Source organism: Flavobacterium panacagri, from assembly GCF_030378165.1.
Taxonomy (GTDB): Bacteria; Bacteroidota; Bacteroidia; order Flavobacteriales; family Flavobacteriaceae; genus Flavobacterium; species Flavobacterium panacagri.
On the sequence record NZ_CP119766.1, the window covers coordinates 2,190,417 to 2,213,334 of the forward strand.

General features: G+C 32.9%; 11 protein-coding genes and 1 tRNA gene. 5 read left to right on the plus strand and 7 right to left on the minus strand.

Going from position 1 to position 22,918, the window contains the following annotated elements; genetic code table 11:
- Window position 1 precedes the first annotated feature (1 nt).
- From P2W65_RS09940 to P2W65_RS09960, 5 genes are all read left to right on the plus strand, one after another.
- A complete protein-coding gene (locus P2W65_RS09940; RefSeq protein WP_289665264.1) occupies window positions 2-9,880 on the plus strand; it encodes a SpvB/TcaC N-terminal domain-containing protein in 9,879 nt (3,292 codons plus the stop codon).
- A 1,038-nt stretch (window positions 9,881-10,918) separates the two neighbouring features.
- A complete protein-coding gene (locus P2W65_RS09945; RefSeq protein WP_289665265.1) occupies window positions 10,919-11,272 on the plus strand; it encodes a hypothetical protein in 354 nt (117 codons plus the stop codon).
- 246 nt (window positions 11,273-11,518) lie between these two features.
- The gene (locus P2W65_RS09950) at window positions 11,519-12,211 is read left to right on the plus strand and encodes a hypothetical protein (protein WP_289665266.1); all 693 of its coding nucleotides are present in this window, start codon (window positions 11,519-11,521) and stop codon (window positions 12,209-12,211) included.
- A gap of 254 nt (window positions 12,212-12,465) precedes the next feature.
- Window positions 12,466-12,666 carry a YqaE/Pmp3 family membrane protein gene (locus P2W65_RS09955; protein ID WP_218651370.1) on the plus strand — a complete coding sequence of 67 codons (201 nt, stop codon included), beginning with the start codon at window positions 12,466-12,468 and terminating at the stop codon, window positions 12,664-12,666.
- A gap of 294 nt (window positions 12,667-12,960) precedes the next feature.
- Window positions 12,961-13,719, plus strand: a complete 759-nt coding sequence (locus tag P2W65_RS09960; protein WP_289665267.1) for a hypothetical protein — start codon at window positions 12,961-12,963, stop codon at window positions 13,717-13,719.
- A 305-nt stretch (window positions 13,720-14,024) separates the two neighbouring features.
- Here P2W65_RS09960 and P2W65_RS09965 read toward each other — a convergent pair whose 3' ends face one another.
- From P2W65_RS09965 to P2W65_RS09995, 7 genes are all read right to left on the minus strand, one after another.
- Window positions 14,025-16,646, minus strand: a complete 2,622-nt coding sequence (locus P2W65_RS09965; RefSeq protein WP_289665269.1) for a leucine-rich repeat domain-containing protein — start codon at window positions 16,644-16,646, stop codon at window positions 14,025-14,027.
- A gap of 80 nt (window positions 16,647-16,726) precedes the next feature.
- Window positions 16,727-18,715 carry a DKNYY domain-containing protein gene (locus P2W65_RS09970; RefSeq protein WP_289665270.1) on the minus strand — a complete coding sequence of 663 codons (1,989 nt, stop codon included), beginning with the start codon at window positions 18,713-18,715 and terminating at the stop codon, window positions 16,727-16,729.
- 636 nt (window positions 18,716-19,351) lie between these two features.
- On the minus strand, window positions 19,352-19,606 hold the full coding sequence (locus P2W65_RS09975; RefSeq protein WP_289665271.1) for a GIY-YIG nuclease family protein: 255 nt from the start codon (window positions 19,604-19,606) through the stop codon (window positions 19,352-19,354).
- Between the two features lie 59 nt (window positions 19,607-19,665).
- Window positions 19,666-19,738, minus strand: a tRNA-Met gene (locus P2W65_RS09980).
- Between the two features lie 91 nt (window positions 19,739-19,829).
- Window positions 19,830-20,354 carry a DUF4269 domain-containing protein gene (locus P2W65_RS09985; RefSeq protein WP_289665272.1) on the minus strand — a complete coding sequence of 175 codons (525 nt, stop codon included), beginning with the start codon at window positions 20,352-20,354 and terminating at the stop codon, window positions 19,830-19,832.
- Between the two features lie 6 nt (window positions 20,355-20,360).
- Window positions 20,361-21,872 carry a glycosyltransferase family 39 protein gene (locus tag P2W65_RS09990; protein WP_289665274.1) on the minus strand — a complete coding sequence of 504 codons (1,512 nt, stop codon included), beginning with the start codon at window positions 21,870-21,872 and terminating at the stop codon, window positions 20,361-20,363.
- Window positions 21,873-22,096: 224 nt separating this feature from the next.
- On the minus strand, window positions 22,097-22,645 hold the full coding sequence (locus tag P2W65_RS09995) for a DUF4494 domain-containing protein (protein WP_289665275.1): 549 nt from the start codon (window positions 22,643-22,645) through the stop codon (window positions 22,097-22,099).
- Window positions 22,646-22,918: the final 273 nt, after the last annotated feature.

A 22,918-nucleotide genomic window follows, 5' to 3' on the forward strand; every position in this document is an offset into this window, starting at 1 on the left:
TATGAAAAATAGAATTATAATATTGGTATTTTTAATAGGAGCATTTTTGTTTGCCGCTAATATTGGTGAATATAAAATGACCTCGTTATTTTCTGAAAACACAGCAGAAGAAAAAACGGTTTCAGTTTCTGATTCGACGGTTGTTGTAAAAAATGAAAATAAAACGACAAAACTATACACGGCTGATATCAAAGAAGGAATTATTGGAGTTGATAATCCGGAAGATATTGACGATGCCTACGATAATGTTTTTCATTTAAAGGTAGATGAACTTCCTTCGGAAAAGGAGAATGCTTATTTAGAATACGAATTATTTGGTTATGATTGTGCCGCTTCTATTTCGAGAAGTTTAAATAATCAGTCCAGTATTGGAGGACAATTTTTGTCTTATAACAAAGCGTGGACTACTCAATCTGAATTATTATCTGAAAAGTCATTACGAAAAGGAGATAATGTGCTTTTGTTTACAGCTCCTGAAGGAAATGCAAATGGATATAAAATTAAAAACGTACGAATAGTATATAAAAACGGAAATCAAACTTCTGATTTTACACTCCTGAAAACAGCTGATAAATTATACATCAAAGGAGTCAATTTTCCATCACAGATTAAAAAAATGAGCATTGCCGGAATTGCAATTGATGTAAACCAGCCAGAATTTGAATTGGTTTTGGATGCTCAGAATACAGGTAAATCAATTTTTGTAGAAAAAGAAACGGTTTCAGGAGTTGTTGTAAATGAGAAAATAGAGGTATCGCATTTTTCTAAAGTAGAAAGTTTCAGACCAATCGAAAATGCAAAAGAACGTATTTCAAAAACCATCCATTTTGAAACAGCCAATTCTTTAGAATATAAAGATTTCTCGGCTATTTTTCCAGCTGGTGCTTTAAAAAGTAATGTAAAAGTTTCTGTAAGCGGTTTGCGTAAAATTGATATTGCACCATTAAACTCAGCGATGGTAAATGTGACAGCCGTAAATGCAGGTTTTCGTTTATTGCCTCACGGAACCATTTTTGAAAAAGCCGTGACACTTTCGCTTCCATACGATAAAAAAACAATTCCCGAAGGTTATACAGAAAAAGATATCAATGTGTTTTATTTTGACGAAAATAAACGCCTTTGGCAGGAAGTAACCAAAGATTCTCTGGACATTAAACAAGGAATTATTAAGGCCAAAACAACTCATTTTACCGACTTTATTGCCGGAATTATAAAAATGCCCGAATCGCCTGAAACTTCAGGTTATACACCAACAAGCATTAAAGACCTAAAAGCGGCCAGTCCGTTAGTAGGGATTCAATCTATTGCACCGCCTTCAGCAAACGGAAGAGGAACCATGAGCACTGGTTTTTCTATCGTTATTCCGAATGGACGAGGAGGGCTGCAGCCTTCTTTTAATTTACAGTACGATAGTGATGGCGGCCACAGTTGGGCAGGAATGGGCTGGGATATTTCGACACCATCAGTAAATATTGAAACGCGTTGGGGAGCACCAAGGTATGATGCCGTAAATGAGACCGAAAGTTATGCAATTGCGGGAGAAGCACTGATTCCAAATACTCACAGAGCGGAATGGATTGCTAGAACTTCAGACAAGCAATTTTATCCAAGAAGAGAAAGTGCTTTTCAGCAGATCATCCGCAAAGGATCATCTCCTAAAAATTACTATTGGGTGGTTAAAGACAAAAGCGGAATAGCGAGTTATTATGGCGGAACACAATCTGGACTTGCTGTAAATGGTGTCTTGCAGGATGCTGACGGAAATATTGGACATTGGGCACTTTGTCTTCAGATTGACTTAAAAGGAAATACAGTTGAATACGAATACGATAAACGTGACGGAGAATTATATCTTAAAAAAGTATACTATACTGGTTTTGGTTCGCAGAAAGGAAATTATAGTGTCACTTTTGTAAAAAACTCAGATCTTGGCGAAGCAAACCGTCCAGATGTGCAGGTTTCGGCCAGATTAGGCTTTAAACAGTTGCACAATCAATTACTGCGAAAAATTGAAGTGCGTTACAAAAACGATATGATTCGCAGTTACGAATTGAAATTTAAGGAAGGTGCTTTCAAAAAGACTTTGTTGGAGTCAATTTCAGAATACGACTCAGAGTCTAAATTGTTTTACACCAATACTTTAGATTATTTCGATGATATTCGTGATGCTTCGGGTAAATACAATCCGTTTGGGCCAGAGCAGAATTGGACTGTACCGAACGATAATTTAAAGAACAGTTCTATTCCTGTTTTCAGTAATGTGCTTTTTTCTGGAAAACATTCTTTGGTAAGCAGTACGGAAGGTTCTACAGAGGGAGTGAGTTATAGACTTGGTATAGGTTTGGCGACAAATGCAGGAAGTTTGAAAGGTTTTACTGTTGGAGGACACGGAGGTAATAGCTGGGGATCATCTGATGTTGCTGTAATTTTAGAAGATTTAGATGGTGATGGACTGCCAGATAAAGTTTTTAAAACAAAAAGCGGTGTTTATTACAGAAAGAATTTATCGGCTTCTGGTCAGAATTCTTTTGGTGATTTGCAACAGCTGAATATTAGTGATGTAGGATATTCTAAATCGACTTCATTTAATTGGGGTGTTGATTTGAATTTGAAATTTGGAAATATAGGATATGATGAACAGCGCTCAACCAATAAAACCAAAGTCTACTTTATGGATTTTAATGGTGATGGTCTGACCGATTTTGTTCGCAATGGACAAGTATATTATAATCGTCTGGAAAATGGAATTCCGACTTTTAGAAACAGTAGTACAGGAACTCCTTCTCCTGTATTTGGAGGCGGTAACGTAACCATTCCTGGGTTTACGACCATTTCAGCAGAAGAAATAGAAAAGCAAAATCCGCTGCACGATGTAGTGCGTATGTGGGAAGCTCCTGTAAAAGGAATTATCTCAGTTTCACATCAATATCAATTAATTCAGGAAACAATTCCCGAAAGAATAAAAGCCCGTGCAGAATATGTAAACAATGCCGGAGAGGATAAAGCAGATGGTGTTCGACTTTATTTTCAAAAAGGAAATCAATTAATTTGGAATGAGACAATCGCAGCAACAGATTATAACCTTAAAAACAGACAAAATACTTCACTTTCTGTTGAGAAAGGAGAACGATTGTATTTTAGAGTAAGCTCCTTAAAAGATGGAAATTTTGATACCGTAATTTGGGATCCAGTTGTTACTTATTTGCAAGTCAAACAATATGACAGGGATTTAAATGGTAATCTTGCAGAAAGTGATTTTACCGTACCTTCATCTTTAAAAGATGTTAATGCTTATTCGTTGTCATCTTATCAGGCAAGTACTGATTTCTTCAGCAGTTCTTTGGCAGGAAAAGTCGTTCCAACTGCGGGAAATGTTCTGCTTAAAGGGATTTTAAACAAACCGGTTACCTCAGATCATATTAAATTAGTAATTACTAAAAATTATTTAGATCAAAGCAACCCAGCTGTTGTGGTTTTCGAAAGGACTTTTTTAGCAGAAGAAGTAGCTTCATTTAATTTAGCATCTGTGACTTTGCCAGCTTTTGAAGCCGAAACGCAGATTAGTATGGCTTTAGAAACAGCAACCAATATTAATTGGCAGAGTATTTCTTTTGCACCAATGGTAACAATTCCTGCCTATCCAGGTGGTGTTGCCGAAGAAGTCCCTTTAGAGGTTTCTCATTTCTTATACAACAAAAGAGAAGGAAATTATGCAATACCAGGAGTAACTTCTACGGTGGCTGGAAAAGTGAAATTAAGTATTCTTCCACAAGATTTAATATTGGCAACTCCATTTCAGTATCCAGGGAATATTAATAATTATAACGGAGAAGTAATTGTATCCGCAAAACAAAATAATAAACTGCTGGCACGTAATCGTTACCAGATTGCGGCAGGAACTTTAGTATTGCAAAATAACGCATTTGATAATGCTGTTAACTATCCTGAAGCTGTTTTAGGAGAGCCAATTCAATTAGAAATAACAGTATCAAATCAGCAATCGATTACGATTCTAAAAAATTATCCAAAAGCCAATGCTTTAAATATTCAAGTTCAGGTAACCGATTTAAAAGATCTTACAAACTTAACAGATGATGTAATCTGGACCAAAGCAACAGATGATTTTGCTATTTACAGTCTTTTAAATTCTGATGAAAGAACACTAGGATTATATTACAGAAATTGGGGAGGATTTGTTGTTAATGGAAATCTGGCATCCAATACGATAGATCAGACACAGTTAAAACAATCCGACGCTTATAATACAGAGCCAGATTTAAACAATACAGATCCTGAAAATTATGATGGAAAAGGATATGAAATAGCAAATAATTATTTTGTTTCCTTAAATCCATCTTATGCTAAAACAAAATGGGAAGGTTTAGAAGAAGGAATTTACATAAAAGGTCAGACGATAGGAACTTCAAGATTAGGAGAAGATGATATAGCGGATTATACTGATTTTTCACTTCCTAATTTACAAGGAGGCAGTACAACGGCGCTGGATATGATTAATGAAAGCAAAAGTAAAAGCATTTCAGCGGGAGTTTCGGCTGGTCAGGCAAACTTAGGATATAGTAAATCCATAGACGGAGATTCGTACGTAACACAAACGATGAGTGATTTCAACGGCGACCGTTTCCCAGATTACATTCGTGGAGGAAATATACAGCTTACGGCTCCAGTAGGAAAGGTTTCAGATGAGATAATCAATATTGGAGACAATTTTAGTCATTCTAAAACAAGTTCTGAGGGGCCAAATTTTGGAGGAAGTTACAACCACGGAGCACCTTCAAATTCTTTGAGTGTGACCGTTGGTAAAGTAGATGTAAAAAAGAAATCTTCAGAAGGAACTGCTTCAAAAGAAGCTGAAAAAGGAGGAAACAGTATTTCGGTAAATGCTTCGCAGGGAAAAGGTGAAGACAGTTCTGCAATGGTACACAGTGATATTAATGGTGATGGACTTCCAGATAAAATCTCAGAAAACGGTGATGTTTATTTAAATACAGGATATGGTTTTTTACCTGCCGAAAAATGGAACTATAATACGATTAATAAAGGAAATTCTACAGACTGGAGTGCTGGCTTAGGATTTAGTATTAAACAAGGTTCTATTTCGGGAGGAGCAAATTATGCCAGATCACAATCGGATAGCGATGAATCTTTTATGGATATCAATGGTGACGGACTTGCAGATAAAATTCGATATGTAGGCAATACCATGATGGTGTCGTTAAATTTAGGAAATGCTTTTGATACGCCTGTGATATATCCAAGATTTTCAGAAATGAATCAGAATAAGGGGGTTAGTTATGGTATAAATGCCAATGTTTCTATTGACATTGTGGTTTGGTTATTACGTATTACACCTACAATTGGAGGAAGTAAGGGATGGAGCACGAATCGTTCTGAAGGAACTTTTACAGATATTGATGGTGATGGAAACCTGGATTATATCGTTTCTAAAGACGACGGCCACCTTACAGCACAGCTTTCTAACATCAAAAGAACCAACAAACTTAAAGGCGTTAAAAATGCTGCGGGAAACAGTTATGTGGTAGATTACGAACTAACTAAGCCAAGTTATGAAAATCCGTCTGCCAAATGGGTATTGCAGTCTGTTGACGTTTTTGATGGACACACAGGAGACGGTATCGATCATTCGATAGCAAAATTTAGATACGAAGACGGATATCAAGATCGTCGCGAAAGAGAGTTTTACGGATTTGGGAAAGTGATTCAGGAACAGATTGATGCTGCCAATAATTCTGTTTTTATGACTACCGTGCAGGAGTTTTACAATCAGGATTATTTTAGAAGGAATCTTCTAAAACACAGTTATATTTTAGACAAAAACGGAAAAATGCGTCAGGAATCTGAAAACGAATATAGTTTTGTTGAGGTGGCTACTCAGACGAGTGTTCCAGTTTCAGAATTAAATTTACCTTCCTGTGATGCTAAAAGAATTTTCGTGGGATTAATTCATGTGAATCAAAAAGTGTATGAAGGAGGAAGTGAATATTTAGAAATCAATACTTTTAATACCTATGATGCCAAGGGAAATATTATTCAGTATGAAGATTTAGGAAACGGAACTGCCGATGATAAAGTAACTGCTAAAATCAGTTATTACGAAAGCACTACGCCATATTACGGAGGAATCCCAAAGCAGCTGGAAGTATTTACAACCGAAGGTTTAAAAAGAAAGAGAGCAACAACCATTAATACAACGACTGCTGAGGTTACACAGATTAAAAATTACGCTGCTACAGATAAAATTGCCATTACCGATATTGAGTATGATACGTATGGAAACCTGCAGAAAATTACTGGCCCAGAAAATCATAAAGCACAACATATGATTTTGGAATATGTATTTGATGCCGAAAATCATCAATACATGACCGAGATCAAAGATGCTTTTGGATACCAAAATAAAATGGAATACGATTATCGTTTTGGAATTCCGCTAAAAACAACTGACCGCAACGATCAAAGTACAATTTATACCATTGACGGAAAAGGCCGAATTGCAACTATTAAAGCACCTTATGAAGTTGCTTCTGGAAAACCGTATACCATTGCTTATGAATATTTCCCAGAAGCCAAAGTTCCTTATGCGAAAACCAAAAATTACGATCCAGAGTTTGATAAAGATATTGAAACTTTTACTTATACTGATGGTTTGGGAAGAGCCTTACAGGTAAAAAAAACAGCCAGTTTATTTACACAGGCAGGAAGTCCAGATCAGGAATCGCTTATTATTTCTGGAAAAACAATTTATGACGGATTGGGAAGAGTTACAACAACTTATTATCCAACTACAAGTTCAACGGTCGATACTAATTTTAGTACAGCAGTTTCAAATGTAACGCCGACTAAAACAGAGTACGATGAGATAAGCCGTCCAGTAAAAGTAACGCTGCCAGACGGAAGTACCAATTCGACAGTTTTTGCCATAGAAAGTTATGATGGAGTTCCTGTTTTAAGAACGACTCAAACCGATGCTTTAAACAAAACAACTGAGACTTTTACTGATGCAACTGGACAAAATTTAGCCAGTATGCAGAACGATTTGACCACAAAGTTTGAAACCAATGCACTGGGCGAAATGATCAAAGTAACCGATGCGATGGATCATATTACCAAAAGCAGTTACGATTGGTTAGGAAGACGTGTAGAGTTTACGCATCCAGATGCAGGAACAACAAAAATGGAATACGATTTGGCAGGTAACCTGACCACTCGTATCACACAAGATATTAAAAATACAGTTCCTAACGGCGGTGCTATACAATATGTATATAATTACAACCGTTTGGAAAGCATAAAATACCCTAAAAACCCGCAGAACAATGTGCAGTACAATTACGGAAAAGCTGACGGTACTGCTTCGCGCCGTGGAAGATTATGGTTCGTACAGGATGCCAGTGGCGGACAAGAGTTTTTCTATGGAAAATTGGGTGAAGTAGAAAAAGAGATTAGAACACTTCGTATTACGCCAACCGATGTACAAACTTATATTTCACAATACGAATACGATACCTGGAACCGTATTCAGAAAATGACGTATCCAGATGGTGAAGTGGTAGAATATACCTATAACCGTGCAGGAAACTTGCAGAGCATGAAGGGTAAAAAAGAAAGCCATACCTACGATTACATTAAACAATTGAGTTATGACGAATTTGAACAGCGCAAATATTTAAAATACGGAAACGATACTGAAACCAATTATACCTACGATCCTGTTATGAGAAGGTTACAACAGTTACAGGTAAAAAGCGGTTCAAGACAAGTCATGAACAATGCATACAGTTATGATTTAGTTGGAAACGTATTAAGTATAAAAAATAACGCACCAATAGTTAACAATACTTTGGGCGGAACTTCTGCGCATGAATACCAGTACGATGATTTTTACCACTTAAAGTCTGCAAAAGCGACATATCAAGGCGAGTTTACCAAAGCGAGTTATGAGCTGAATATGAGTTATAACAAAATGCACAATATTACCAAAAAAGACTTGGTACATATGGTAAACAATGAACACAAAGGCTATGCGTTAGAGTATAATTACGATAACGAACTGCACCCGAATGCGCCAAACAAAATTGCCGAGACAGGAAAAGCACAACCAAGAGAGTATGTGTACGACGGCAACGGAAACCCAACCAGTTACACCGAAGAAAAAAGTTTCAGAAAAATGACTTGGGACGAAGAAAACCGTTTGATGGGAATTAACGATAACGGAAGAATTCACCAATATACGTATGATGCAGGAGGAGAAAGAGTAATAAAAAGTTCAGGCGATTCGCAGAATGTAGCCATAAATGGTGAAACCGCTGCAACAATTGTACATACGGATGATTATACAGGTTATGTTTCTCCTTATTTTGTAATTAGTAAAGGGAAATTTACCAAACATTATTTTGAAGGAGCAGGGCGAATCGTAAGCAAATTGGGTAACGGAACTTTTGCACAGCCTTTAAAATTAACCGCTGGAGGTATAAACTACGGCAAACTAACGGCGGAACAGCAAAAAGCATTAGACACTTATGTAAAAAGTTTAGGAGTACCGCCAGGGCCACCAACACAACAGGGAATTTATGCCACGCCAGAATTTACAGGCGATCCGTATCCAAGCGAAGTCATTAAACCCGTAGAAGAAAATCAGGAACCGCCAGAAGGATGGCCAAGAAATCCAATTTTCAATGCACCGGGCGATGTGCCGGGATCGCCTGTGCAATTTGGCCCTCCAGTAGAACCTACAACAGTAAAAGGAGGAGAAGGTTTCACAGGAACAGGAATGCCCGAAAATGATATTTTCTATTTTCATCCGGATCATTTGGGAAGTACTTCGTATATTACCACCAAAAATGGTTCTATTTCACAACATGTGGAATATATTGCTTTTGGGGAAGTGTTATTTGAGGAGCATTCATCATCGTTCAGTTCACCTTACTTGTTTAATGGGAAGGAGTTAGATAGAGAAACGAATTTGAGTTATTATGGGGCGAGGTATTTGGATATGAAGACTAGTTTGTGGTTGAGTGTAGATCCGTTAAAAGAAAAATACTTGAATATTGGCAGTTATGTATACGTTGCAAATAACCCTACAAATGCTATAGATCCGGATGGAAGATTAATAATTTTTGTAAACGGAATGTGGGGAAGAGGTACTGGTGCTTCTGATGGAGGAAAAGCGAAACATTGGGGGGAAAGTTGGATTTTTAAAGCCCAAGAGGCTATTGGAGATTTTAATGCTAGATTTTATGATGGGTCTTCTGACAGGACAGGAAAAACAGGAGGAATGTCTCGACTTAGTTTTAATATGGATCCACTTAATAGATATAGTTCAGGATATAAACAAGGGAGAATAGATGCGTCAAGTATAGTTAATTCATTAGAACGTGATTCAAATGGAAATATAACTGAATCAATAAAGATGGTGACATCAAGTATGGGAGCAGCTTACTCTAGAGGAATGACAAAAGCAATAGTTGATTATGTAAAAGATGAAAATGCTGCGATAGACTTGTATAATAATGGTTTGGCTAAAGATAAAAATGGTAATTATCAAGATCCATCCAAAGTTAAACAAAGATTAAATGTTGTTATCGAATTCACTCTGGATTTGGATGCATTTCAAGCAAAAAATGTTAAAGCTGACCCTAATAGCGCTGCAAATTATTTTATGAAAGCTGACGGATGGGAAAGTAATTTTATTGGTGGAAATAACGTACCAGGATCAACAGAAATAGGTTCATCAAATATGAAGCATCATCATCCATCCTGGGCTCCTACAAAGGACTTCCCAAAAGGTAAAATGAATCCTACTAATTCATCAAAAAGACCAATCGAAAATCCAACTAATTAGTAAAATATGAAAAAACAAATATTTTTAACGAGTTTTTTATTGTTACTCTCATTTTGTTTGCAAACTATTCTCATAGGAACTTCTCCCAATATAGATTGTAGTCAGATAAAAACACAGTTTTATGTTATTGCACAAACATTATTAATTCAGTATATAGTTCTGATTCTTATTGAAATTTTAATTCTAAAATTTTGGATTAAATCTGATCTTAAAAAAAGCATTAAATTAGTTTTGATTTTTACAATTCTTTTTTTAGGTATTTTCGCTTATTTATTTTATGGATATTATAATGATATTTGTAATTAACATAAATTGAGTCATTTACTTTTAGTTGAAAACTATAATCCCGATCGCATATATATTTTCACGATGATCGCACGGATTTGCAATCCGTGCCGTAAAGTTGGCTTGGCTCGTTTTCTTTGTAAATATAAAAAAGGCACATTAATCTGTGTGACTTTTGTTGTAATGATTTGTTTTTGTGTCTTACTGTTGCGGGTACGGATTGCAAATCCGCATCTATAAAGAAACTTTTTTCCCCGCTCCCGCACGAATCCTTTCGTGTGCCGCAAAGATAATCGATAAAGAATAACAAAGAATAGAACCTCGCAAGTTGCGAGGTTTTTTTGTGTTTTATAATGAGGTTTATTATTTTCTACCAGCACAATAGAGAATTTATCGCACGCCAGAATTTACAGATGATCCATATCCAAGAGAAGTAATTAAACCTGTTGATGAAAATGAGGAACCATCAGAAGGTTGGCCAAGAAATCCGGCGTATATATTTTTAAGTATATTTGTTTGTACGGTGAAAAGTCATAGACATTTGTGTAGCATTGCGAATAAGACTTTGTTCAGCAGGCCTGATAGCACTAATAAATTTCAGACACCAAATAATTTATACAACAAGTTAATCGAACAAAAAGTCTTTACTCCCACTATAATAAAAAATGCAGGTAATAAAACATCTCAAGATTATGAGGATGCCGTTATAGATGATGGAGTAAAAGCGGCTATAAAAAATTAAAAAAAAATAAAATGAGAAATAAAAAATTGATTGTTTTTTTATTGATGACTATATGTCTAAATTTTTCTTGTGACAATAATTCAGATTGTAATTTATATAAAACTCTTTCAAAAAGTGAAAAAGATGTACAAAGTATTGAGTTAATAAATCTAAAAGATAAAAACAAAATACACATAGACAAATCATTTTTTCTTGATTTAAAAGAGTTAAAAAAAATTGATGGTATATGGAATTTTAGAAAGCAATTTCTAATAATTTCATATAATAATGGATTAAAAGATACTATTACCACTGATGGAACTGTATTTCTTTACAAGGATAAATACTATAGAAGAAATGATAAAAAGAACATATTACATAAATAACTGCAGAAAGGTTAAGTGTTAGAGTACAATTATGTTGGTGAACTACATCCTAACGCCCCGTACGAATCCTTTCGTGTGGAGCACAGATAGTCGATATAGAATAACAAAAAAATAAAACCCTCTGCTTTCCTAAGCGTTAAACTGAAAAGCTACGCAATCCCGAAAGCTTTCGAGATTGCGCAGCATTGCGAATAAGACTTTGCGTAACAGTGGATTTTTTACATATGTAACTCAAAAATTACTAAAATGAAAAAACTCATTTTGTTTCTGTTTGTATGCTCTTTTCAAATTTATGGACAGCACATTGATCTGGAAAGAGCTATGAATTTAATGATCACAGAAATTAAGCCAGATAATTTTAAATATATAAACCTTGCAGAGGAAAACTTAATTGAAAGAGAATTTGATTACAGTATTCAGAATTATCAGAAAAGAGAAATCTTCATTAAAGATTCACTTTTTCCAATTGAGTTAATAATGACGCCAAAAGAAGAAAAGAAAAGGATAAATTGGAAAACTTTTAAATTGAATAATTGTAAAATATATACTGAAAGCGATTGTATTAATATTGTTAGACATTCAAGACATTTAATTAAAGTAAAAAACAAATCAGAATATGATAGCATCATAAATCTAAACATTCCAAATGCAATTGTTGTGATAATAAATCCTGGCTGGGGAAAGCATAAAACCAAATTAGAAATAAGAAAAGCTACTGAAAAAATAGAAAGTGTTGAAAAAAGTATTGAAGATCATTTCTATTTCAGTTTTTCAATTCCTGTTTTTTCCGAAGATAAAAAATACTTCAGAATTACAATTTATAAAGGTAAGGAGCGTAATGGAGAAGGTACCTCAAAGATATTTAAAATCGAAAATGAAACTTTGACAGAGGTGTTTGAATACAATCGATGGAAAACGGAGTTTTCGACCGTAAATTAAAAAGAACAAATAATAGATTTTAGCATAGATTTAATGAAAAGTACCAAAACGGAGATATTTTGAAGTATTTGTTTATAACCTAAATTGCACTTTGCTAACCATGAGAAAGATAAAAAAATCCAGTATTATTAAACTCCGAATAATTATTTAATGCTGTTTTTGAAACAAAACAGTTTTATTGAAGACTAATATTTTAAGGTGATTTTTATTTCTCCCTCTTTTTTTAATTGCTGTTATTTTAAAAACTAAAACTTATGATGACTTTAATCGCTATATTTTTTCCTTCGCTGTCTTTTCTGCTGCGAGGAAAAATCTTGACGGCCTTATTATGTCTTATTCTGCAGATTACGCTCATAGGGTGGATTCCTGCAGCGATATGGGCTGTTTTGTCACTTCAGAATTCGAGGGCAGACAGACGTAATGCTAAACTTATCAAAGCAATTAGATCAAAGTAAAATAAGTTCATTAATTGATGAAGCTTGCGCAAGGTATAGCGTCTCGCTTGTGAACGTAATGAAAATTCAGTTCTAAACAAAAGCTTAGAAAATACAAAAAGCTTCAGAGAAATCTGAAGCTTTTTGTATTGGTAGCGGGAAGTATTCAAATATCTAACCAGATTATTGTGAATTATTATAATGTAATCGTCTACGCATCGTAATGATTTATATTAAAACAGAATATCTGTGACAATTTTGATAGTTTTGTTATATGTATAATATTAGTTATATCCATAAACAAACTAACAGAAAATGAAGTTAATAAAGCAATTTAAAGATCAGTTTATAAATCTTTACGACAATTTGACTAATGCTGATTCAAGTTGGGAGAATAGACAATATGATTTTTGCTTAATTTTTGGGCAGACGAATGAGAACAAATTACCTTGGATAACAGCAAATTGGAAATCAGATTTTGAGCCATATTTTGACTTGCTGATAAAACAGAACGGAATTTTTAAAGAGGCAGGATGTAAAGCGACCAAATACAAACTTGAAAAACGTATTTCCAAAAAAGAAAAGGAATTTATATATCATTCAGAAATAAAGCTTGGGAGACTCAAATGGGATGAAAAGTCACACGAAAAATGGACAATAGCTAATAATACTGATAATTACTTTCTCGATTTTGAATTATGGTCGCCAAGTTGGACAATTTGTGAAAAAAGACAATCACCGCCAGATATTTATATTTCAATATCTAATGAAACTGATTTTGAAAATAGTCGTGATATTAAATTTGGCTATTTTATTGTAGTGGCAATTGCCAAAAGTTTAAAATTTGACTCCAGGCCGATTTTGAAAGAGTTGTCTGAAAGAATAGACTCAAAAGCTACAATTTTAAAAACAAGAAGATGGGGTAAACCTGAAAAAACTGGAGTTTGGATTTTTGAAAATTGGATACAAGATACTTTTAGCAATGGTATTTATAAGGATAAAAATTTGCATTCAATAAACTTTGAAGAGTTAGAATTTGAACCTACATGGGAAGTGATACATCGAGCTAATTAAAAAAGAAGAATCTATGTGTAACAACTTACCAAAAAGAGTATAAAAAATCAAAAAAGCTCTAGATTTTTTTGAAGCTTTAATTGTTGTACTCCCAACGGAACAATTTTCGAACCATTCTCTATATGATTTAAAAAGAATAAATATAATTAGTCATTGAGTGATGCCTATATAAGGAGGTATTAAAATCTGCCATTTACATTTTGATTTCTTTTTGTCTATTGTTGATTAGAGGTTTTGATTATTTTGACTACTTATTTTATGATGTCAAATTCCTCGCATAAGTATACTCAATAATAAATTTCTTTTTATTGACATGACGTAGAAAAATAGACACCGGAGTCTTTAAACCATCGGGAAGAAGGAAAATTTTCTTGATCAACCTGAATGCATTTCAGATTTTCATTTTTAGTAGCGGAAACATAAGATATTGTACTATTATTTCCGTTTTTGAGATTAAGAGAACTCAATTCATTCGAAGAACAAATTAAAGCAAGCAATGCTGTGTTATTTGATAAATCGAGAGTTTTCAACTTGTTATCTTCACACGTAATTCTGGTTAATTGCAGATTCTGAGACAGATCTAAATTTTCTATTTTATTTTGCTGACAACGAAGCTCTTTTAAAGCTGTGTTTTTAGTGACATCTAAAGTTTTCAATAAATTAGAGTTGCATTCAAAATGCATTAAAAGAGTGTTTTGACTTGAATCTAAATTAGTCAGTTTATTTGAACTACAATTTAAATACCATAAAAGTGTATTTTTAGAGATATCCAAAGTCGTTATTTGATTCGATACACAGCTAAAATTATTCAGTACTTTGTTTGAACTGATATCCAGTGTTTTTAGTTTGTTTTCATTGCAATATAACATTCTTAAGCCTTTATTTTTAGAAACATCAAGGTTTGTCAATTGATTATTTGCACAAGCAAATTTTTCCAATTTTGGATTCAGACTTATATCTAAAGTAGTCAAGAGATTATTACTGCAAAACAACTCCCCTAAAATTACATTTTTAGATAAATTCAAAGTTGTTAATTTATTGCTGTCACATCGTAAAATTGTCAAAGCAATATTGTTAGAAACATCTAAATCTGATATTTTGTTAGATTGACAATCGATATAGTTTAAATGTAAATTTTTAGATAAGTCGAGGTTTGTTATTTGATTCGCATGACAGCCCAATTCGATTAATGAAGTGTTCTTAATAACACTTAAATCAGTTAATACGTTATTGTTACAATATAAGGTAGTCAGTGCTTTATTTTCTGAAAGTTCTAAAGTTGTTAATTTATTGCCATCACAATTTAAATTGGTTAGCAATTTATTTTTAGACAATTTCAAAGATTTTAAGTTGTTGTAATCACAATTCAAAGTAACCAACGCTTTATTTTGGCTAACATCTAAAGAAGTCATGTGATTGCGCTGACAATTTAATAAAGTAAGTGCTTTATTATTTGAAATATCTAAATCGATACTATTAGATTCACAATCTAGTTCTTTTAGAGCCTTATTTCCGGAAATATCCAAAGTATTAAGATAGTTTTCCTGACAGTAAAGCGCAGTTAAATTTTTATTTTTGTTTACAATTAAGGAAGTTATTAGGTTTTTAGTACAAATTAGTTTTGTCAAACCTTTATATTCGGTAATATCCAGATTTTCAATGCTATTTCTAGAGCAATCTAATGTTTTTAAAGCGATAAAATCTTCCAAACCTTTTAAGTCTTGGATTTGTCTATTGGAAACATCCAAATCTGTAATCGAGGCAATATTTGCTGTAAAAACTCTTCCGTCTGGTTCACCAGAATCATATTTTAGTGCAATTAAAGCTTTCTCAAAATTAACATCCGGAATCACTGTATATCCAGGTTCGATTTCTGCGCATATTATTTTGCATTTTGAAAAATCTGAAATATCATTGACATGATACGGTTTGCCATCAAAGTCTGCACTAATACATTTTAGATCAGGATTTTCCTCAGTAAACATATAACTTATAAGAGGACAATTTTTAATATTCAAATCAGTTAATTGATTTTTAGAACAATCAAAACCTTTTAAAGAAAGACTGTTTGATAAATCCAATGTTTTTAGCTGATTCTCACTGCATCCCAAACCAGTCAAAGCTTTGTTAGTGCTAAGATCTAATACAGTCAATTGATTATTGGAGCAGTTAATTTCAGTAAGTCTATTATTTTTTGAAAAACTTATAGCTGTTAATTGATTTTCCTGACATTGTATGAATTTCAGATTAATGTTTTGCATTATATCCAGATGGGTCAATTTATTATTATTGCATTCCAAAGTAATTAAATTTGAATTTTGGCTTAGATTCAGAAAAGCCAATTTATTATTAGAGCATTGTAAATACTCTAAATTGCTATTTTCATTCAAGTTTAAAGAAGTTAACTGATTTTCGAAACACATTAAATACTGCAAGACAGTGTTTTTACTCAGGTCTAAAGTTGCTAATTTGTTGTTGGAACAATCTAACTGATTTAATTTTGCATTTTGCGTTACATCTAAAGCTTTCAATTGATTATCATAACACAACAAGTGAGTTAGAATAGTGTTTTTTGTTACATTCAATGATTTTAGTTTGTTATTGCCGCAGGATAAAAAGGTTAAGACGGTATTTTTGCTAAAATCCAGTTTTGTTAATTTATTTCCGATGCATGATATGTTATCTAATGCTTCAAAATCTTGTATTCCAGTTAAATCTGAAATGCTTTTTTCTGAAATATTTAATGATTTTACTTTAGAAATTACAGCCGTTAATACTTTTCCGTCAGGTTTACCAGAATCATATCCCATATCTATCAGGCACTTTTCGAAATTAGCATCAGGAATTAAGGTATAACCTGTTATTGCTTGTGAAAACAAATTATGTGGCGTGCAACAAAGCAAAATAACGAATAGTATTCTTTTCATAAATGTTTCTTTTATAAAAAATGGAAATACAGAATATGATTTTTCAAGCATTAAAAGGGATAATAATTTCTGATTATAATTTATTTATGAATAAGGAATACAGTAGAATAAAGACATCGAACTGTTTTTCCTTTTATCTGTCCTGGAATCCATTTTGGCATTTTATTCAAAACTCTCAAAGCTTCTGGGCCGGAACCATAGCCATAATCTCTCAATACTTTTTGATTCGTAATTGTACCGTCTTTTTCTATTATAAAAGACAAATAAACTTTTCCCTGAAGTATTTCTCCGTCATCTTTTGGTGCTTTAAAGTTTTTATCTATAAATTTCACTTTTGCAGCCATTCCACCGTTATAATCGGGCAATACATCGAGTTCTGCTGTATTATAAATTTTGTTTTCGTCTATAGTTCCAGGCTTGATTATTGCCGGAGGAGTATATAAAGTGCCAATATTTCCTGCGCCTTTAATGGGTTTATTGCCTAAATATTTAATCTTAACTACATTTGAAATTAGAGCGAGCCAATATCCTTCATCATTTTTAAGAAGATAATAATCAGATGCTGGAGTTGTATCTGAACCACAACCAAGTCTGTAGCCAGTCATAATGGCTAATATTTCGACATTCTTATTTTTAATTATTTTATTAATGCCTCGGTAGATATAATCTTTGTCGGCTAGAAAATTGTAGAATGTTTTAACGCTTTGTGCATCAATACCTTTTATGGGAATAAGTTTTTGACTGCCATAATAAACGTAAATGTTATTTTTGTCTTTGTAATAATTCAGAATTCTTTCAAACGTTTCAGCATCTGCAGTGGTTTCTTTACCATTAATGTATATTTTGTTATTCGCTTTATACAATTTATATTCATAATGATTAATTTGTGTTGAATTGAGGATATCTGTTTTAGCGTTTTTTGCAGCATTGATTTGCGCCGGAGAAAGATTTTTATACATTTTCTTATTATAAACATCGTAAGCCTGATTTTCATAGATTAAATAATAATAACCATGAAAAGTATTTTTGGATGTAACTTTTCGTGTGTATACAAAAGGAAATTTTTTAAGTTCAGACTTTCCTTCTTTTTCGTCCCATTCTTGTCCATAAATTCCATTTTTGTCAAAGTACCAATCTGAAGACGGAATCATTCCAAAAGTTTTAGCGTCAACTGAAGTAAATGGAAAATTTGCACCAGCATACACCATTTTACCATCAGAAATATAACGGCTGTTTATCTGATCCCAAGCTTTAATATTTTCTGGATTTTTTGCTATTAGTGCCGTTTTTTTGCCATCATAATACACAAAATTCTTATCTATAGAATAATGTTTAGACAATGGTCGAATAGTTTTTGCATCAATATTTGGAACAACTGATCTGCCGCCTAATATTAATACGTCGGTTGAAGTTTTCATTAAATAATGATTTACAGACCGAAGAGTATCTCCGTTATGCAACCCAATTTCACCATCTATATAAACGTAGTTTTTGTCGTAGATTACAGTATTAACAGTCTCTGAAAGTGAATTTACATCAGCGTTTTTTATTTTTTTGAAATTGTAATAAAGATGATTTTTGTCTTTAAAATAAAGTGTTGAAAAAGAATAGGCCGATTTGAAACTTTCGATATCAATATCTTCCTTGATTTCGATATTGTTTTTAAAAAGCTTATCCTTTGTTTTCCAAACTAAATCCGGGCGAACAAGGTAATCTGTATTCCTGATTTCGGCAATAATTTTAAAACCGGTTGTATCAGTTGCTATAAAATCTCCATTATAATAAACGCCATTTTTGTCTAAAGCAAAAAGACCATATTCATTGAATCTTGGAGATCTAAAAGATTCAACATCTGCATCTTTTAGAATTTTTCTTTCACTGGTATTCTTTTGAAAAACAATATAGTTTTTATTTTTGATATAAAGCGGAGTCTCAAAACCAGCATTAGGATTTATTACTAAAGTAGTATCTACAACAGGATCTATTATAGAAAAAGAATCTGGAGTTTGTGCACAGCTTAAATTTGAAATCAATATAATTGATAATACTAAGAAGTAATATTTATTCATGTTGTGGTATGTATTGTGGTTTTTTAGGTTCTCTTTATTATATGGATGTGTTAAAATCTAAAAAGGTTGGGGAGAGAAGAATTTTTTTGCTGTTTTTGCATGTTACAGATAAATTTTTATGCCATGTTTATTTTTTGTTGAGCGCAAAAACTTAATAAATAGGAATAAAAAGAAAGGCAAACATCTGTCTCATAGTTTGGAATTATTGAATTTATTTTAGGTTAATTATTTTAAAATCATTGTTTTATGTCTCTGTCTCTTATTTTAATTCTTCAGAATTTCTTTATTCTCTCTAAAATAAAGAAATTGATTTCATCAAATTAACAATAAAAAAAGTGTTTTTGACGAATTAATTGCTCTTCATAAGGACAGATGCTTGAAATTCGGAAAAGGTTGTGACTAAGTTGATTATTTATGACTATTTGCTTTAACAAAAAATCATTTGTAATTGCAAGTTTAACATAACGGGACTCTAACCAAATTTGCTTGTAAATGCAGGGACTTAAAAATTTAAGTAATTGAAACAAGATTTTTCGAACCATAAAAAAAGCTCCAGATTTCTCTGAAGCTTTTTGTCTTAGTAGCGGGAACAGGACTCGAACCTGTGTCCGCCGTGGCGGATAAGAGCCCGATGAGCTAAATTTTAGAAACAAGATTTTTAATAAATTCTCTTCCCACTCCAGTTTTTAAATATTTTTCTCTTTTCATAGCTTCAGATTTTGAATTAAAAAACTCAACATAAATTACTGTCCAAGGTCTATATTTTGGAGTATAACCTTTCGTTTCAAGAAAATTATGAGATTTAAATCTTTCAATTAAATTGGAAGTAAATCCAGTATAGTTTTTCTTGAATTTTTCAGAATACAGAATGTAAACAACAAATTCATCCATATTGCAAAATGTTAAAAAACAAAAAAACACCACATGTAATAAGTGGTGTTTTTACTTAGTAGCGGGAACAGGACTCGAACCTGTGACCTTCGGGTTATGAGCCCGACGAGCTGCCTACTGCTCTATCCCGCGATGTTTCGGGTGCAAAGATACACACTAAATACGGTTATGCAAACAATTTTTGCACTTTATTTTTTATATTTCTTGAGAAGTGTTGTTTTTTTTAGATTTTAAAATCCAGTAATTCCTGATAAATATTTCCCTTTAAGCCTAGTAATAAGCCGAATGCGGGTTCTGTTTTGATGCCTTTTTGTTTGAGTTTGATAATTTCCAGTCGGAAGTTTTTATCTTTGGAATGTAGGATTTTGTCTTCAATAATCATGTGTTTATAGCCGTTTTGAAGTTCGGTTGGTATATTTTGCCCAAAGATTTCTATTTCAAAAACGTCAATAAAGAAGTTTGCAACAACCGATTCCTGATCATCAATTACAATTTCTCTAATTGTAAAATGAGTTTCTTTCTCAAAATGTTGTTTAACTCTTTCAATAAAATCCAGTTTGTTTTTCCAGTAACAAACAATATCCAAATCACTGTTTTCGATATCGATGTTTATTGGAATAGTACCGACTAAAATCGGATCAAAATCAACTAATTTTTCTAGAACTTTGTGTTTCGTTAAAACTTCAAAAGCCAATTGTTGTTTTTGATTTCCTGTTTTTAAATAGGTTATATTCTTGAAATCGGTCATTTATAATTACTTCTTATAATTTTTTTCTTTGGCAATTTCCTGTTTTAATCTTTTGTTGATGTTGATTTTGGCATTTGCAAAAACAAAAAGAGTCGTTCCGTATTCTCTCGCATATTTATTGGTAATCTGACCGCCTACAAAAGCCTTTTCAAAAAACGGACTCGTTGTTTTAAATTCGTCACTGTTCTCTTCAAATGTTTTAACACGAATTAAGTTTTTGTAATAAAGATTCAAATCAAACCAATTCACATAATCGGCATTGAAAGAAACGGCTTTAATTCCTTTTTTGGTATAATAATTTATAGCTCCGGCCTGACCATAATTGTCGCAAAGCACCAAAGTATTTTCTGTTTTGGGAAACAAAGCATAAATCGAATCGGTTTTGCGGGCAAGTTCTTTCCAGCCCAGCATATCGGCAAAATCTTGAGATAAGTCGTGTTCTTTTCCGTCTTCCCAACGATGTGTTTCTAATTTTTCGGCAACCAATTGTTCTGGACTTCTATTCGGAAAAGCCATGAAATACATCGGAATAAAAAACAATAACGGAAGTGCAATAAATACAGGTTTTAAAAAACGTTTCCACCCGTTTTGTAAAACGTTCGAAAGAAATACAGATCCAAATGCAATGTATATGGGATACAAACCAATAGCATAATAAGATTTTGCTTTGAAGTACAAAAAGATAACTAAAGTGAAAATGATCGAACCAAAAAAGAATCGGTATTTCTCAAATGGTTTGTAAAATAATAAGGCGTACAAAGAAGCCAGAATTACGAAAAAACTTCCAATAAAAAACAAAACCTGTTCTTTTAAAAATCCAACTCGTTCTACATTTACCAATTGCGTTTCTGCCAGTTCTTTCATATGATGCACAATCGGGAAATGATTTCTGTATTGCCATAAAAGATTTGGAATTATGAAAAGAAAGCCCATAATCAGAGCAAAATAAAGCTCTTTTTTAACTAATATTTTTCTCTGATTCGAAAGTATAATAGCAGGAATTAATCCCAGCAACAAAAACAAAATGTTGTATTTATTAAGAAAGCCAAATGCGAAAACAAAAGCGCCTAAATAGAGCCAATTGTTTTTTTCTGAAGTGATATACTGAATCAGAATATAATAAAATAACGTCCAGCACAACACGTCCAGCGAATTTGGCTGATACAGCATATTAAGACGTAACAAAGAAGAAAAAACAATGCCCAATGCACCAAGAACTAAAGCGTAGAGATTTCCTTTTAAAAGCTCGATAGTTTTCCAAACAACCAAAAGCGTCAAAGCACCAAAAAGGGCAGGGAAGAACTTGACCCAGAAAACCGAATTACCCAGCAATAAAATAAGACACGAAATCCAAGAAGTAACCGGCGGAACCGATAAATAGCCCCAAGCCAAATGATGCGCCTGATCCAGATGCAGATATTCATCACGCTGTAAATCATATTCTGGACTAATTAAAACGTACTGTAAAACAAATTTGAGCAGAATAAACCCAATTAAAATCAGTGTTTTTTTATTCATGAAGTTTTGGTTTAAGCGTAAATGATTTTGTTTCAGTTAAAAGGCTTAACGAATATAGACTTTATTTTTGAAAAAGATTAAAATAAATGAGATATCAATCACGCATAAACTATGTGCCTTTATGCAAGTGAAACGCCTTTTAACGTAAAGTAAATTCTATGTTTCTATGTGTTTGAATATAAAATAAAAAAGCTCCAGATTGCTCTGAAGCTTTTATTGAATTCTTATTCTTCTGTTGCCGTTTCAAATTCCATGTGGTCGATTATTTCAACTTCTGGTTTATCTGGTTTAGAAGCTTTCAGGGCATTAAATCTTTCCAGCATTTCGGTTTCGCCTTCTTCACCGCTGAAATAAGGGAAAACATCCATAATTGGTGTTTCTGAAATAGATGGAATAGAATATTCACCCATTGTATTTTTCATGATGTGAAGTGTGTTGTCAAAAGCTTCGCGAACATCGTTTGCCTGAACAAGCATATACATACTCGTTTTTCTTTCCTTGCCGCTTTCTTCATCATAAGCAATTAATGTAATTTTAGACTTGAACCATCTGTCCGCATTTTCAAAAGGATGAATTTCGGCATAATTGGCTACTTTAATGGCTGTGATTTTAAATTCTTCACTAGTATAAGCGGCCATTTCTTCGGTCATTCTTTTTTCTGCTTCTGTATAAGACAAAGCATCGACCAAATAAGGTTCGGTTAAAACTTTTTGTCCTCCGGTTTCGTCAGTTTTTCTATATTTTACTTTGCATTCGTACCAAATTGCGCTCATTTTCTTCTAAATTTTAAAGATGCCAAAGATAAATCATACTGCAAAATAAATAGTTAAATATCGAAATAGATATTCACAATTTAAGATTGTTTTTGGTAACGTTTTGAAATTCTGAAAGTTATGTTTTTTTGCTCTAAAAAAGCTTTGTAATCTTTGTCATTCTTTTGAAATTTCAGAAAAAAGAAAACATTTTTCTTGTGTAATTATTTGTAAGTCAATGTTTTATTAGTGAAGTTTTGAAAATGATAAAAAAAATCAATTTACCTCAAAACC

Coding starts and splice junctions, on each gene's coding strand:
- P2W65_RS09940 (WP_289665264.1), top strand. CDS start 2: ATGAAAAATAGAATTATAATATTGGTATTTTTAATAGGAGCATTTTTG.
- P2W65_RS09945 (WP_289665265.1), top strand. CDS start 10,919: ATGAGAAATAAAAAATTGATTGTTTTTTTATTGATGACTATATGTCTA.
- P2W65_RS09950 (WP_289665266.1), top strand. CDS start 11,519: ATGAAAAAACTCATTTTGTTTCTGTTTGTATGCTCTTTTCAAATTTAT.
- P2W65_RS09955 (WP_218651370.1), top strand. CDS start 12,466: ATGATGACTTTAATCGCTATATTTTTTCCTTCGCTGTCTTTTCTGCTG.
- P2W65_RS09960 (WP_289665267.1), top strand. CDS start 12,961: ATGAAGTTAATAAAGCAATTTAAAGATCAGTTTATAAATCTTTACGAC.
- P2W65_RS09965 (WP_289665269.1), bottom strand. CDS start 16,646: ATGAAAAGAATACTATTCGTTATTTTGCTTTGTTGCACGCCACATAAT.
- P2W65_RS09970 (WP_289665270.1), bottom strand. CDS start 18,715: ATGAATAAATATTACTTCTTAGTATTATCAATTATATTGATTTCAAAT.
- P2W65_RS09975 (WP_289665271.1), bottom strand. CDS start 19,606: ATGGATGAATTTGTTGTTTACATTCTGTATTCTGAAAAATTCAAGAAA.
- P2W65_RS09985 (WP_289665272.1), bottom strand. CDS start 20,354: ATGACCGATTTCAAGAATATAACCTATTTAAAAACAGGAAATCAAAAA.
- P2W65_RS09990 (WP_289665274.1), bottom strand. CDS start 21,872: ATGAATAAAAAAACACTGATTTTAATTGGGTTTATTCTGCTCAAATTT.
- P2W65_RS09995 (WP_289665275.1), bottom strand. CDS start 22,645: ATGAGCGCAATTTGGTACGAATGCAAAGTAAAATATAGAAAAACTGAC.